Raw genomic sequence first — 12,833 nt, forward strand, 5'->3', positions numbered from 1 at the left:
AATCCTCCATTTTTTGCCATGCTTATTTCTAAAACAGCCGTCGACAAAGGTTTGCGACGGCCGAATTCATCATCTGATTACTTTAAGATCCCCAGCACTGATAGCAGTACCCCGGCGACAAAAAGCAAAATAACAATCTTGTAAATGGTCCATTTTTTCTTGGTGATCAGCCAATAAACAAAATACGTGAGTGCAATCGGCAGCATGTATGGCATGATCTTGTCCAGGATCGTCTGAATCGCGACGACTTGGGTTTTGCCTTTAATGACCTGCGTATACTGCCATGCAAGGTTGACTTTCACAAAGGAAACCGACAGCCCGGCGATTACAGTCAAACCCAACATACTGGCGACATCGGCAATCGCTGCCATCCGATCCGACAACGTATCGATGATGCTCGTGCCAACTTTCCAGCCTAAGTACCCCATCAGCATCCGGACGCCAAACGTGATTCCGAACAGGCAGAGAATGAATGGAATCGGTGCCCAAGTCATCCCTTGAAGTGCCAAGGAGGCAAAAATCGAACTGAACAACGGCGCCAAGCCGAATTGCGAAAGGGCATCGCCAATCCCGGCCAAAGGTCCCATCAAAGCAAACTTGATCGCCCGGACATCGTCTTCATCCTGACCACTGTCGTACATCGCCAGCATGATGCTGGTCACAAATGGATATGGTTGCGGATTCGTATTGTAGAATTCCAGGTTAGATGTTGTGACCCGTTTAAATTCTGCGTCATCGTCTTTATAAATTTTCCGCAACTGCGGCATGATGCTGTTAGCCATCCCGGTTCCCTGCATCGTGCCGTAGTTTTGGGCATTTTGCAGAACATACGAACGGAGAATGGAGTTTAAATAATCTTTTTTGGTTAAAACCGGTTTGCGACTAGATGCCATCTTCAATACCCCCTTCATCCTGGTTACTGCCGTCATCATTGCCGTTGGTGCCATGATCCTTCTTATCGGCACGGCGACCATTGTAGTAATTGTTGAACGCCAGTACGGCGCCGGCGAAGGCTAACCCGATGACTGGCATCTTCAGATAGGCAACGCAGACGTAACCTAAAATCAGCGCTGGAATATATTCCTTCTTGACCATCGTGCTCATGATCAACGCAAACCCGACTGCTGGCAGCAACCCGCCGGCAACGGTCAAACCACTGATCAGCCATTGCGGAATCGCCTGAACGAACACTTTCAACGCCGAAGTACTCAAGGTCGCGGCGAAACCGAAGCAAAAGGCGAATAAAATGAAGCCTAACAAGGTCGTGTTTGCCAAGAAATGGAACCGCCGATACTTGCCTTCTTCAATCGCTTTTCGTGACCAAGCCAGGTTATTGGCATTCACGGAGAAGATAAAGGTAATGACGAATGGAATCAAAATCGCAAATGGATAAGATAGCGACAAGGCTGCAGCTGGTTTCAATCCATGAATCGAAATGGCCATAATCGTGCCGACCACGCCGGGGCCCAACGGATTAGGCGGTGTTGAGCCACCAGGACCAACACCAAAGCCCATGAAGGCCAGTTCAGCCGTTGCCCCAAAGACAACCGCCGTTTGCAAATCACCCAAAATCAAACCGATACCAAATGAAATAAATAATGCCCGGTTGGTATAAATGCCCCATTGTTGACCGGCAAAACAAAATGCCGCCCAGAGACCCACCAAGAGTGCTTGAACTATAGAATAGGTCATGCTTTTCCTCCCCTTTGAGCGTGAACCGGCGTGCTTACACGCAAGCTTCTGCGCCGGCGAACGCGTTATCGTTAGTGTCAGTTAGTGCTTAGCAACATAATCATTCAGATCAAAATCCGAACCAACATCGTTACCCAACGGCGTCGTGCGCGTGTTCAGATCCACGTGATACTTTTCATGCAACGTCTTCAACGCGTGCAGGTCGTCAGCATCCACCGCAATAAAATTCGTCAGCCGCGTTTTGCCTTCCTTCATATGAATGTTGCCCACATTCAGTTCCTTGATCGGCACGCCGCCTTCTGCCAACGTCAACGCATCCTGTGCCGTTTTCACAATGATGAAAATCGTCTGCCGCGGCGAAGCCTTGAAAATCTTATCGATCGTCTCTTGAAGTGAAAAGAAACGAATACCCACCGACTCCGGCATTAACGATGACATCAACTGTTGCTGAATATGGCTTTTCGCGACCTCATCGTTGGCAACAATCACCAAGTTGACGCCAAGGTTGGAAATCCACAATCGTCCTTGTCCATGAATCAACCGCTCATCCAGACGTACTGCCTTAATATTTGGTTCCGTCATTTTAAAAGCCCCCTACCAATATAATTGCCAATCTTTATAAAACCTGATCAACGCTTCCATGTAGAAATAGTCGCCCCATAGATTGCCTTCATCCACGCCATGACCGGAATGCCATGAATAAACACCGTGAAGCAATAGCGGCTCGGCGGTTTTGCCATCCACCGGCGTCGCATAATGTTGAATCAGCGATTTCAGCTGAGCATGCATGGCCGCGCGATAAACCGGCTTATCCGGATCTGACTCCGGCAAATATTTCAGCATCTCATGCAACCCGCACACCGCGATCGCCGCCGAAGAAGAATCACGACTTTGATCGCTGCCTTCTTGAAAAATAAGATCCCAATACGGCACATCATCTTGCGGCAACCGATTCAGGAAAAAGTTGGTCACGGCTTTGAAACTGTCAAAAGCGGCCGCATCATGCGTGTCATAGTAATGCAAGGCTGTTCCGTAGATTGCCCATGCCTGCCCGCGCGCCCAGTCGGAATCGTCGGCGTACCCTTGCTTTGTCGCCCCGCGCAATGGTTTGCCGGTATCGTCAAAGAAATAAGTATGAAAAGTGGAGCCGTCCGGACGAAATACCGTTTTCAATACCGTTTGATAATGTTGATCGGCAACTTGCCGATACTTGGCATCCCCAGTCACAGACGTTGCCCAGTACAACAACGGAATGTTCAGCAACGCATCAATGATGAGCCGATTTTCATCTTTAGCGCCTTTTGCACCCCAGGCTTGGATAAAGCCGCCTTTTTCATGGAAACGGGTTAACAATTGATCCGCCGCTTTGATCCCGGTGTCTTTTGCCAGCTGGCTGTTCGTTAGTCGATACGCGCTAACCACTGACGGCGAATACAGAAAGCCTAAATCGTGATGATCAACGGAAATCTTGCGGTCAATCCGATCGGCAAAACTGGCGACATTCTTTTCGGCCAGTGCGCGATACTTTTGCTCGCCTGTGTACTCATAAGCTAACCACAACATCCCGGTCCAAAAGCCATTGGTCCATTCCGTGTTTTTCATCGGTGCATAGCGATTGTTGACCGTTGACGGCTCGGGAAAATTCTCGCCGAACACCTTGATGTTTAAATCAAGATGCGCAACGGCATTATCCAACGCCGTGGTCACCATGCGCTTGTCGACAATCCCGGCGTTGAAAAATCGCTGGGCACTCGTTAAATTTTCAATTTTCAATATTTGCCTCCCTGGTGCCTTTTAGTTAGTTGTCCTTGGCTCGTAGCTACGTATAAGAAAAGTGTACTTTTTGGAAATTGGGTTTCTAAGAAATAAGGGCTCAAGGAAACGCCAAATTCATAAAAACTCATTCTATGTATCAATCGTGCGTCACCAAAGGAAACCTAACCTTTTTCATAAAATTGTTAAAAGCAAAGGACATTGTTGAACCGTTCATTTATTTCTTTATAATAAACGTCCTTTCTTTTTATTTACAAAGAGACCATAACATGCAAGCGCTTTAATGTAAATCATTTACGAACAATTTTCCCCAAATTAACAGCTTCAAAAACCGATAAGGGCTTGTAAACGCTATTTTTATAGGGATTTACAAGCGACAAATATAAACATTCATAATCACTTTTAAGCCAGTTATCGATGTTCGCCCTTTAGGCAAACTGATGATGCCAGCAAAAAACGCCAACGAAAAACCCTCAAAGTCAGGTTGCAACTTTGAAGGTTTTGCATTGACGCTATTTAGATTATTCAACTTGTCAACTTCTTACTTTAGCTAATAATCAGCCGCGGTGCGCATCCAGGATCTCCGGACCATGCGTGGTGCCGACCACCACGGTTTTGACAAGATCAAGGAACAGGCCATGTTCGACCACGCCTACCTGCTTATTCAACCATTCTGCTAGCAAATGCGGATGCTCGATCCGGCCAAGATGCAGGTCGATAATGTAATTCTTTGAATCCGTCAGTGCCTTGGTGCCATCGTCATTTAAGCGGTAAGCCGGCTTCAGGCCTTCATCCCTTAGCCGTTGCAACAACTTGCCGCTGCCGAACGGAATGACTTCAAGCGGCAACGGAAATTTACCTAGTGTATCCACCAACTTGGTCTCGTCCACAATCCAGATATTCCGCGCAGAATTAATCGCTACGATCTTCTCGATCAAATGCGCACGCCCGCCGCCTTTGATGCCTTGAAAATGCTTATCCACTTCATCGGCGCCGTCAATCGTCAAATCGATCTGGGCAACTTCATCCAGATCCTTCATAGGAATGCCGAGTGATTCTGCTTGCTTGCGTGTCCGCACACTGGTCGCAACGCCAGTCAGATTCAAATGCTCTTCTTTGACCCGCTGCGCAATCGCTTCAACCAGGTAATACACCGTTGAACCGGTGCCCAAGCCAATCGTCATGCCATCTTCAACAAACTCAGCTGCTTTTTGAGCGGCTTCCTGCTTCAACTTGTTCTGATCCATGGCCAACCATCCTTTTCGCTTAATAACTCTATTATATCTGATTCCCCTGAAGATGAGCGGGTGGTCACAAGACTTGTCGGCAAATTGAACGATTATTTTTTGCTTTTCTTGAGGGCTTTTTCCTATAACAGTCTACCGATTTCCAAAAATGAAACAAAATATTTTAAAAAGTCCCGTGGTTTTGTTAACTTATCATGTAAGCGCCAGCATGTCAGTGATTGGTGGTCACAACTTTACACAATTTCGTCTGAGTTACGCGGGATCAAAACTGGACAAACCATTTTCATCATTGTATATTTCTATATAATAAACTTCGCAAAAATTTCGTTTGGAGGCCTTGCATTGGAACAAGTAAAATCAAAACAGCAAAAACCTTATGGCACGGTGCTTATCAAAGCTAAAGATATTTTAGACTATCTCATGAAAGCTGACGATCCGCCGTCACTGGCAGACATGAGCGCGGCGTTAAGTTCGTCGAAGCCCACGATTTTGAAAATTCTCAACACGCTTGACATGATTGGCTTCGTTCGCCGCGATGAAAGCACCAAACGCTATTATCTCGGTACCGAACTGATCCCGTATGCGCAAAAGGCACTCGACAGTTTTGATATTGCCAAAGTCGCGCGCCCGTTTCTTGAGAATCTGCGCGACGAAACTAACGAGACCATTAATCTCGGCATTGTGCGCAATGACAAAATTGTCTTGGTTGAAAAACTCGAAAGTCCTAATAGCATCAAGCTAGAATCCATCATCGGTGGTACCATGAACATGTATTCTTCCGCGATGGGCAAGGCGCTACTGGCCAACTATTCGCGCGAGCATTTAGACGATTATCTTGAGACGCATAAACTCAAGCCGCTAACGCCCAATACAATCACCAGCCTGCCGAAACTCCGTCAGAACCTGAAAACCATTCAGGAAATGGGCGTGTCCATCGACAACGAGGAAAATCAGCCGGAAGTCCTTTGCCTCGGCGCCTCGATCATGAAAGCCGGTCGCATTTACGGTGCTTTCAGTATCAGCTCACCTAAATACCGGGTTAACAAAGAACGCCAATCCAATTTCATTCGGTTGTTGCTGAATACGCAGCATGCAATTGAACAAACGCTGTAGATTTCAGCTAAGAACTTTAAAGATGCAAAAATGGCAGTCGCCTTGCTTATCACCATAAGCAAAGCGACTGCCATTTTTCATGCCGAATATTCTGGATCGCCACTATTTTGCAAACGCCTCTTTACCCCAAGCCTCCAACTCAGTAAGCGCCGGAAAAGTCGAGCTATCCTGATCCTTCACCAAGTGCGTAAGTTTCAGCCACGTCACTTTACGCGGCGTGATGTTAAACTGCTGCGGTGCTGCCGTCTTCTTAAGTTCAAGCTTTTCGCTGCTGCCATCGGAAAATTCGACGGTAACTTCCTGCCAATAACTATCATGCGGATAATCGGCCCGTAAGATCAGCACCAAGCGATTCACCGAAACTTCCCGACCAAAGTCCAATGTCAATTCAGCGTCAGGGCGCTCGGCAATTCCCCACGACTGAAACGGATAACTGCCATGCTTTTCGTTAGCAATCACCCCATCAATTACATTCTTGGCATAAAAAACGAGTTCATCCCGCGTCTCCGCATTGGCTGATGCATGGGGATAGGCACCGCTTGCTTCATGCTGGTCATAGGTGTTCAGTGCCAAATTGCGTGAAACAGTTAGCTCATCTTCATTAGCCACTCGCACCCAAGCATAGTGGTTTGTTCCTAAAAATGTTCCATCCGGATATGGCCATTCCTTCTGCAAGTTAAACGGAATCCGAAAATCCCACGTGGCCTGCTTCAGATACACCAGCGATGGTGCCACACTCGCATCCAGTTGCACCCAGACATAAGCGGGTGCCTTCCCAACCCGAACCTGATAGTAATCGCCCAATGCGTATTGTTTGTGATAAGCCAAATAGGTTCTAGCCTCACTTGTTGCAGTTTTAAGTGTTTGATCTTCGTGCCTTAATTGCAAGGTTATTTCAGTCATAGTATCCTCCTCAAAGTTATTAACCGTTAACTGGGCAACCGAACGTTAAGTCCAGCAAGCCACGTCCTTTTGCCATCTCGACATTTCCGATTAAGAAAGATCATTTTTACCAAAAGGCAACTGTATCGTATGGCAAGTGAATATGCGCTGTCAAACGTTGCCCGAAATTTCATAATAGCGCTTGCATTTTAAACCAGTCATGCTATATTGGACTTGTGCAAAACAATAAACATTGTTTCTTTAAAAGAAATGGAGGCTTTTTCATTGTCATTCAATATGGTCACGCGTTACGCGCATAGCCCTGAAGACATTAAACATTACGATACTGATAAGCTGCGTGAGGAATTTTTGATGCCAAAGATCTTTGCGCCTGGCGATATTTTACTCACCTATACTTACAACGATCGGATGATTTTTGGCGGAGTAACCCCAACTGATCAGCCACTGGAGATTGCGCTATCAAAAGAATTAGGGGTTGATTTCTTCTTACAACGCCGCGAACTAGGGCTCATCAACATTGGCGGTGAAGGTAGCATCACCATCGACGGAACCGAAGAGCCAATGACGACTCACGACGGTTACTATGTGGGCATGGGTACCAAGCATGTTATTTTCAAATCAAACGATCCGGCTAACCCAGCTAAGTTCTATGTCGTTTCGACTCCGGCACACAAAACCTATCCGAATAAAAAATTGCCGTTTGCCGATGCGTTGGCAAAACCGATGGGCGATCAGGCGCACATGAATAAGCGCACGATTTACAAATACATTGACGCTTCGCAAATGGATACCTGCCAGTTGCAGATGGGCTACACCGTCCTCGAACCCGGATCTTCCTGGAACACGATGCCGGCACATACCCACGCACGACGGATGGAAACTTATATGTACTTTGAATTCGCTGAGCCTGATACCCGCGTTTTCCACTTCCTGGGCGAACCTGACGAAACGCGGCACATCGCACTATTTAACGAACAAGCAGTGGTCAACCCAAGCTGGTCCATTCATTGCGGCGTCGGCACCACCAACTATGCCTTCATTTGGGCAATGTGCGGTGAAAACCAAACCTACGATGATATGGATCAGGTACCAATGTCAGAATTACGTTAACATTTAAACTCATTAAAGGAGCGTTTAAAAAATGGCAGAAATTCATCAAACCGAAGAAGAAATCAAACGACACGAAGCCGAACTCGATCATTTTAAAATGAAGCAATTCGACCTGACCGGCAAAGTTGCCATTGTCACCGGCGGCAATACCGGCCTTGGCCAAGGTTACGCTGTTGCGATGGCCGAAGCCGGCGCCGATATTTTCATCCCGACGTTCGGCACAGCAGAGTGGGACAACACCCGCCGCCTAATCGAAAAACGCGGCCACAAAGTTGAATTCATGCAGGTCAACTTAACCGAGCCGGGCATCGCCGACAAAGTCGTTGCCGAGGCCGTCGACAAAATGGGCCACATCGATATCTTGGTCAACAACGCCGGGATGATTCGGCGCAATCCCCTTCTCGAATCCAAAGATAAAGACTGGGATCAAGTCATTGCAATCAACCTCAGCGCCGTTTATCACATGTCTTTAGCCGCTTCAAAAGTCTTCGCCAAGCAAAAATCCGGCAAAATCATCAACATCGGCTCCATGCTCTCCTTCCAAGGCGGCAAATACATTCCGTCCTACACAGCAAGTAAACACGGTGTGGCCGGCTTAACCAAAGCCTTTGCTTCCGAAATGGGTGCCTACAACGTTCAGGTCAACGCCATTGCCCCAGGCTACATTAAGACCGAAAACACCGCCCCAATCCGCGCCGACAAAGCCCGCGATCAAGAAATCCTCGACCGCATCCCGGCTGGACACTGGGCTGAGCCTTATGAATTAATGGGTGTGTCCGTCTTCTTGGCGAGTGACGCTGCTAATTATATCAACGGTGCGATCATTCCAGTTGATGGTGGTTATCTGACCCGTTAACTTTCAGCCTTTCAAAGTAAACACACAACTTGATTGGTTCCTTATTACAAATAGACAACAGGCATCGGAGATAATCCTCATCTCCGGTGCCTGTTTGGTAATTCGTCTAAACATTTTAATCCGAATGGCTGATAGTGCTCGGCTATCTCAAGCAACTGCCGGAAGTCAACCTGACCCGTACCAGGAACAACCGTTTTAAGCAGACGGGGAGCATCAGGTGTCCATGCGTAATCTTTTAAATGAACAGCAACAATTCTCGAATTAAACCGTTCAAATGCTTCCTTTAAAATTGCCTTGACATTATCTTTGTCTGGCAAAATCAGGTTAATCGGGTCAATTATCAGCGTTAATGCCGGATCGTGGTTGAAATGCGACAATAGCTGCTCCGTTCGCGTCAACGAATACAGTGGATGATTGACGCCTGGTTCTAAAGCAATCAAGGTGCCGAATTCGTGGGCAACCGGCAATAGTTGAGAAACCGTATCAAGTAACGTTTCAAACGGCCCTGGTTCAAAATTCGCTTTGGTGAACGCAAACGCGGGATCCACGGAGCCGGTTTCGGTCGCAACAATGTTTGTACCAAAACTCGGCGCCAACTGTAAGTAATGTTGGAATCGATTAATAACCTTGGTACGTTTATTAATGTCAGGATCAATCAGGTTCACATAACAACTCAAGGTGCCAATCTCAATATCGTCTGCAGCAAATGAGCGCCGGACGTAATTAGCCAGCCCTGTACTGACTTTATCACCTCCTTGAGTGGTCGCCGCTAAACTAATGGCCGGAGCAAACGCCAAGGTGTGAATGTGACGTTTTTTAACATTTCGGGTTAGCAATTCAAGATCATCTGTTCCGGGAATGTCGTGAGCACGAACTGCAAAATCTTTTCGCATGATAAACTCCTTCCTAACGCAAAGAAATCGGAGCTTATCCTCTGATTTCTAAATATCAATGTAAACTGATTTGGTCTAATCCTTTTGCCAGTAAGCTGAAATCCCAGCCTTTATCCTGATCAAAATGATTACTTTCCAAAGTGTTGAACTGGTCTGCCAAATAATATGCGATCAAAAAGCGTCTAAGGACAGCCTTTGAAGCCTTCAAATCAGTCTTTTCATTCGGTTGATAATTTGCAACAACCGCGTAGGCAAATTTTTCTCGATCAATTTGTAGTTTATCTTTTGCCATCGTCATCAGTTCCTCTTTCCTTGAGCTCATTAAGCTTCTTGGTCTTGAGCGTTCAATTCCTCAGCGCGCCGTGCGGCTAATTTTGCATCGACAGCATCAATCTTTTTCTTGTTAAGTGGGTAGAAGAAAATCAATGTCAGCATGCCAAGTAACATGCAGGCAGCGGGAATCAAGTTACCGATCGCGTATATACGATTAATAACCACAGCACTTTGGGTTGCTCCGCCGGTTGTTGAAGAAATATACCCGATTGCCGTCAGCATGAATCCGCCAAGACCGCCACCGACAGCTTGCGCACACTTTCGCGCAAATGAATTAACGCCATAAACGGTACCATCTTCACGAAAGCCGGTTAAGTATTGATGATAGTCGATAACATCAGTAATAAAAGCCCAAACCATTAAGTTGAACATCCCGGAACCAAGTGTTGCCAAGAACAAAAGGATGAGATAGATCCAAGGATTCGTGAGGTGTAAGAAATACATCAGTAGGTACATGAAGGTACCAAACGCTAAGCAGGCGATACTTGCCTCTTTTTTACCAAAACTCTTAATAAGCTTTGTCGCAAACGGTGCCAGTACAACCACTGTGCCATAAGTGAAGAGCAAAGCAATCGAAAGTGCCGTGCTGTTCTGGAAATAATCAGTAAAGAGATAGGTTGCCAACGTGCCGGACAAGTTTTGGTTAATGACTAGGAAGAAATCGGCGAAGACCAACGCCATCAAAGCTTTATTTGTAAACAAGCCTTTGATGAGCTTAGAAGCAGAAACACGCTCGGTTTTCTTGACCTGAACCCTTTCCGTGGTCATCCGATAAATCACGTTGTAGCAAGCGAACGCAATGACGGCACACATGATTGAAACCATAAAGAAGCGATTCGCTGAAACTACTTTTTGGCCATTTGCAGCCGTTTGATAAACCAGTAACGGAATGATGAATCCAGTTGCTGCGCCTCCAATCGCTGCACCCACTGAACGAGAAGTAGACAATGATGCCCGATGATCAGGGTTTTCCGAAATAGCGCTGGCCATTGAGCCATAAGGAATGTTGATGCAAGAATTTAAGATCCCATAAACTAGGTACGTGACGAAAATATAAACGACCCGCCAAATCATCGGCCAGTTCGAGACAAACGGGAGGAAAAGGATGACAGTAATCGCGCAAAACGGATATTTAACCCACTTAATCCAGGGACGGAACCGGCCATTTTTGGTCAACGGCGTAATATCAGCTATGCGCCCAACTGTAACATCGGCAAAGGCATCAATAAAACGCGCCGAAAGAAATAAGCCACCCACGATCGCACCAGAAATACCGAGTGCATTCGTATAATAGATGGTCAAAAAACTGTTAACCAAGCCAAGAATAAAACAATTGCCTAAATCACCAAATGCGTAGCCGATCTTGTCGCGCCAATCAAAGCTGTGGGCATGCGTTTGCACCATTTCAAGCCCAGACGCCGCATCAGCCGGTGTGTCAATCGAAGATGCTTTCATCATTAAACGCTCCTTTACCATCCGTTTTGTCTGGTCATTATGAATAGATCAGGCAAAACTCACTTTTAAATTTTTAGTAGAATTCCTTCAGATATTCAGTCAGTGCCAACTCCGCCATCGACTGTCCGTAAGGCATTACTGAAGTTTTGACCTGCTTATAGAAATCCTTTGTTTCGCCCATCGGTGTTCCGCCAGACGTCATCGCAAGCGCACCATTTTCGTCAATGTTAGCGAAAAGTGCATCAATACCCTTAAGCGCCACTTCTCGATAACTGTTATCGATCAGATGATTATGAACCGCTTTCAAAATACCGTAAGTGAAGCCTGCTGTTGCTGACCCTTCCAGATAGCTAGTCGGATCGTCAATCAGCGTGTGCCAAAGTCCGCTTTTGTCTTGATACTTCTTCAATGCATCAATTTGATATTGAAGATTCATTCGGACAAACTCACGGAAAGCATCACCTTCAGGCAAATTCAGTAGCTCCAAGATTTCCGGAAAAGCAATCGTAATCCATGAATTACCTCGTCCCCAAAAAGCTCCAGAAAAGTTATCACGCCGTTTGAATGACCAGCCGTGATACCAAAGCCCTGTCCGCTTATCCTGCAAAAACTGAATGTGCAATAAAACTTGTTTTTTGGCTTCTTGAATGTACTCGGGCTTCTCCAACACCTTTCCGAGTTTCGTAAGTGTTAAAACACTCATCATTAAAGTGTCTGCCCACATTTCTCCCGGATTTAAGTCGCCATATGTGACATGTTGAAACCCGCCTTTTTCTGTTCGCGGCAGTCGGTAATACAGCCAATCACCCCAAGCTTCTAAATGAGGCAAATAGGCTCGATCTCCGGTTTCTTCGTATAAGTATGCCAATGTCAACATTTGAACCATGGTATTGATATTCTTTTCAACAGGTGCTTCTTTAAAGTGGCTGTCAAACCAGTCTTTAATGACTTTAAGCACCTCTGGTTTGCGACTAAGCTGGTAGTATTTCATCATGCCGTACAATCCAACTCCTGACGTCCATTCCCAGAAGTTAAAGCTCTTGTTGTCAATTAGGGAACCATCCGCAACCTTCACAAAGAACTCACCTGTTGGGTCGCTTAGATGGATCTCGTTGTCAATTAGTAAATCAATCTTTGTCTCTAGCTGATTCTTGGTATATGCACCCATCTGTTTTGGAACCTCCTTTAGCTGTCTATCGACACACTGGCCAGTGTTGATTTGATAATTTTTTCACAAGTAAAGCTAAACGCCCCCTTTTATTTTTAAAAATGCAGGAGCCTTTATTTCCTAAAAAGAAATAACGTTTTTTATTTATCAAACATCTTGATATTATTGCAAACGCATACATAATGTCAAGGGCAAATTCATGCTAAATTTTGGCACTTACATTTTTCTGTTTTCGTGTTAAGTTGAACTGGTCTAATCTAGTAATGGGATTTCTTATTAGGAAACAACAC

At 45.9% G+C, this 12,833-nt stretch carries 13 protein-coding genes; 3 read left to right on the forward strand and 10 right to left on the reverse strand.

Translation table 11 applies throughout. From position 1 onward, the window contains the following. Positions 1–77: 77 nt before the first annotated feature. The 5 genes from LACZS1_RS12895 to rpiA form a co-directional block, all read right to left on the reverse strand. A complete protein-coding gene (locus LACZS1_RS12895) occupies positions 78–893 on the reverse strand; it encodes a PTS system mannose/fructose/sorbose family transporter subunit IID (RefSeq protein WP_010490717.1) in 816 nt (271 codons plus the stop codon). After that, positions 883–1,692 carry a PTS mannose/fructose/sorbose/N-acetylgalactosamine transporter subunit IIC gene (locus LACZS1_RS12900; RefSeq protein WP_070651303.1) on the reverse strand — a complete coding sequence of 270 codons (810 nt, stop codon included), beginning with the start codon at positions 1,690–1,692 and terminating at the stop codon, positions 883–885. Before LACZS1_RS12900 ends, LACZS1_RS12895 begins: the two co-directional genes overlap by 11 nt. Before the next feature lie 81 nt (positions 1,693–1,773). After that, complete coding sequence (locus LACZS1_RS12905) at positions 1,774–2,274, reverse strand: PTS sugar transporter subunit IIB (protein WP_010490713.1); 501 nt, start codon at positions 2,272–2,274, stop codon at positions 1,774–1,776. A gap of 12 nt (positions 2,275–2,286) precedes the next feature. After that, positions 2,287–3,465 carry a glycoside hydrolase family 88 protein gene (locus tag LACZS1_RS12910; RefSeq protein WP_070651297.1) on the reverse strand — a complete coding sequence of 393 codons (1,179 nt, stop codon included), beginning with the start codon at positions 3,463–3,465 and terminating at the stop codon, positions 2,287–2,289. 557 nt (positions 3,466–4,022) lie between these two features. Further along, positions 4,023–4,712, reverse strand: coding sequence for a ribose-5-phosphate isomerase RpiA (gene rpiA, locus LACZS1_RS12915; protein ID WP_070651295.1), 690 nt, complete (start codon positions 4,710–4,712; stop codon positions 4,023–4,025). A gap of 342 nt (positions 4,713–5,054) precedes the next feature. Here rpiA and LACZS1_RS12920 point away from each other — a divergent pair, with 342 nt between their 5' ends. Beyond that, positions 5,055–5,825, forward strand: coding sequence for an IclR family transcriptional regulator (locus LACZS1_RS12920; RefSeq protein WP_070651529.1), 771 nt, complete (start codon positions 5,055–5,057; stop codon positions 5,823–5,825). 102 nt (positions 5,826–5,927) lie between these two features. Here LACZS1_RS12920 and LACZS1_RS12925 read toward each other — a convergent pair whose 3' ends face one another. After that, entirely contained in the window at positions 5,928–6,728 is an 801-nt protein-coding gene (locus LACZS1_RS12925; protein ID WP_070651293.1) for a hypothetical protein, read from the reverse strand. A gap of 264 nt (positions 6,729–6,992) precedes the next feature. On the opposite strand from LACZS1_RS12925, the gene kduI reads away from it, so the two are divergent. Both kduI and kduD read left to right on the forward strand, forming a co-directional pair. Continuing rightward, positions 6,993–7,838, forward strand: coding sequence for a 5-dehydro-4-deoxy-D-glucuronate isomerase (gene kduI / locus LACZS1_RS12930; RefSeq protein WP_025013746.1), 846 nt, complete (start codon positions 6,993–6,995; stop codon positions 7,836–7,838). 31 nt (positions 7,839–7,869) lie between these two features. Beyond that, on the forward strand, positions 7,870–8,694 hold the full coding sequence (gene kduD, locus LACZS1_RS12935) for a 2-dehydro-3-deoxy-D-gluconate 5-dehydrogenase KduD (protein WP_047106980.1): 825 nt from the start codon (positions 7,870–7,872) through the stop codon (positions 8,692–8,694). Between the two features lie 77 nt (positions 8,695–8,771). Here the strand turns inward: kduD and LACZS1_RS12940 are convergent, their stop codons facing one another. The 4 genes from LACZS1_RS12940 to LACZS1_RS12955 form a co-directional block, all read right to left on the reverse strand. Continuing rightward, on the reverse strand, positions 8,772–9,587 hold the full coding sequence (locus tag LACZS1_RS12940; protein WP_070651291.1) for a sugar phosphate isomerase/epimerase family protein: 816 nt from the start codon (positions 9,585–9,587) through the stop codon (positions 8,772–8,774). A 55-nt stretch (positions 9,588–9,642) separates the two neighbouring features. Beyond that, positions 9,643–9,879, reverse strand: coding sequence for a hypothetical protein (locus LACZS1_RS12945; RefSeq protein WP_231956461.1), 237 nt, complete (start codon positions 9,877–9,879; stop codon positions 9,643–9,645). A 29-nt stretch (positions 9,880–9,908) separates the two neighbouring features. Continuing rightward, the gene (locus LACZS1_RS12950) at positions 9,909–11,324 is read right to left on the reverse strand and encodes an MFS transporter (protein ID WP_231956503.1); all 1,416 of its coding nucleotides are present in this window, start codon (positions 11,322–11,324) and stop codon (positions 9,909–9,911) included. A 124-nt stretch (positions 11,325–11,448) separates the two neighbouring features. Then, positions 11,449–12,543 (reverse strand): glycoside hydrolase family 88/105 protein, encoded by a 1,095-nt coding sequence (locus tag LACZS1_RS12955; protein ID WP_070651286.1) that lies wholly within the window; start codon positions 12,541–12,543, stop codon positions 11,449–11,451. Between the last annotated feature and the right edge of the window lie 290 nt (positions 12,544–12,833).

The organism is Lacticaseibacillus zeae subsp. silagei (assembly GCF_030770335.1).
Classification (GTDB): domain Bacteria; phylum Bacillota; class Bacilli; order Lactobacillales; family Lactobacillaceae; genus Lacticaseibacillus; species Lacticaseibacillus zeae.

Coding starts and splice junctions, on each gene's coding strand:
- LACZS1_RS12900 (WP_070651303.1), bottom strand. CDS start 1,692: ATGACCTATTCTATAGTTCAAGCACTCTTGGTGGGTCTCTGGGCGGCA.
- kduD (WP_047106980.1), top strand. CDS start 7,870: ATGGCAGAAATTCATCAAACCGAAGAAGAAATCAAACGACACGAAGCC.
- LACZS1_RS12940 (WP_070651291.1), bottom strand. CDS start 9,587: ATGCGAAAAGATTTTGCAGTTCGTGCTCACGACATTCCCGGAACAGAT.
- LACZS1_RS12945 (WP_231956461.1), bottom strand. CDS start 9,879: ATGGCAAAAGATAAACTACAAATTGATCGAGAAAAATTTGCCTACGCG.
- LACZS1_RS12905 (WP_010490713.1), bottom strand. CDS start 2,274: ATGACGGAACCAAATATTAAGGCAGTACGTCTGGATGAGCGGTTGATT.
- LACZS1_RS12950 (WP_231956503.1), bottom strand. CDS start 11,324: ATGGTGCAAACGCATGCCCACAGCTTTGATTGGCGCGACAAGATCGGC.
- LACZS1_RS12895 (WP_010490717.1), bottom strand. CDS start 893: ATGGCATCTAGTCGCAAACCGGTTTTAACCAAAAAAGATTATTTAAAC.
- LACZS1_RS12925 (WP_070651293.1), bottom strand. CDS start 6,728: ATGACTGAAATAACCTTGCAATTAAGGCACGAAGATCAAACACTTAAA.
- rpiA (WP_070651295.1), bottom strand. CDS start 4,712: ATGGATCAGAACAAGTTGAAGCAGGAAGCCGCTCAAAAAGCAGCTGAG.
- LACZS1_RS12955 (WP_070651286.1), bottom strand. CDS start 12,543: ATGGGTGCATATACCAAGAATCAGCTAGAGACAAAGATTGATTTACTA.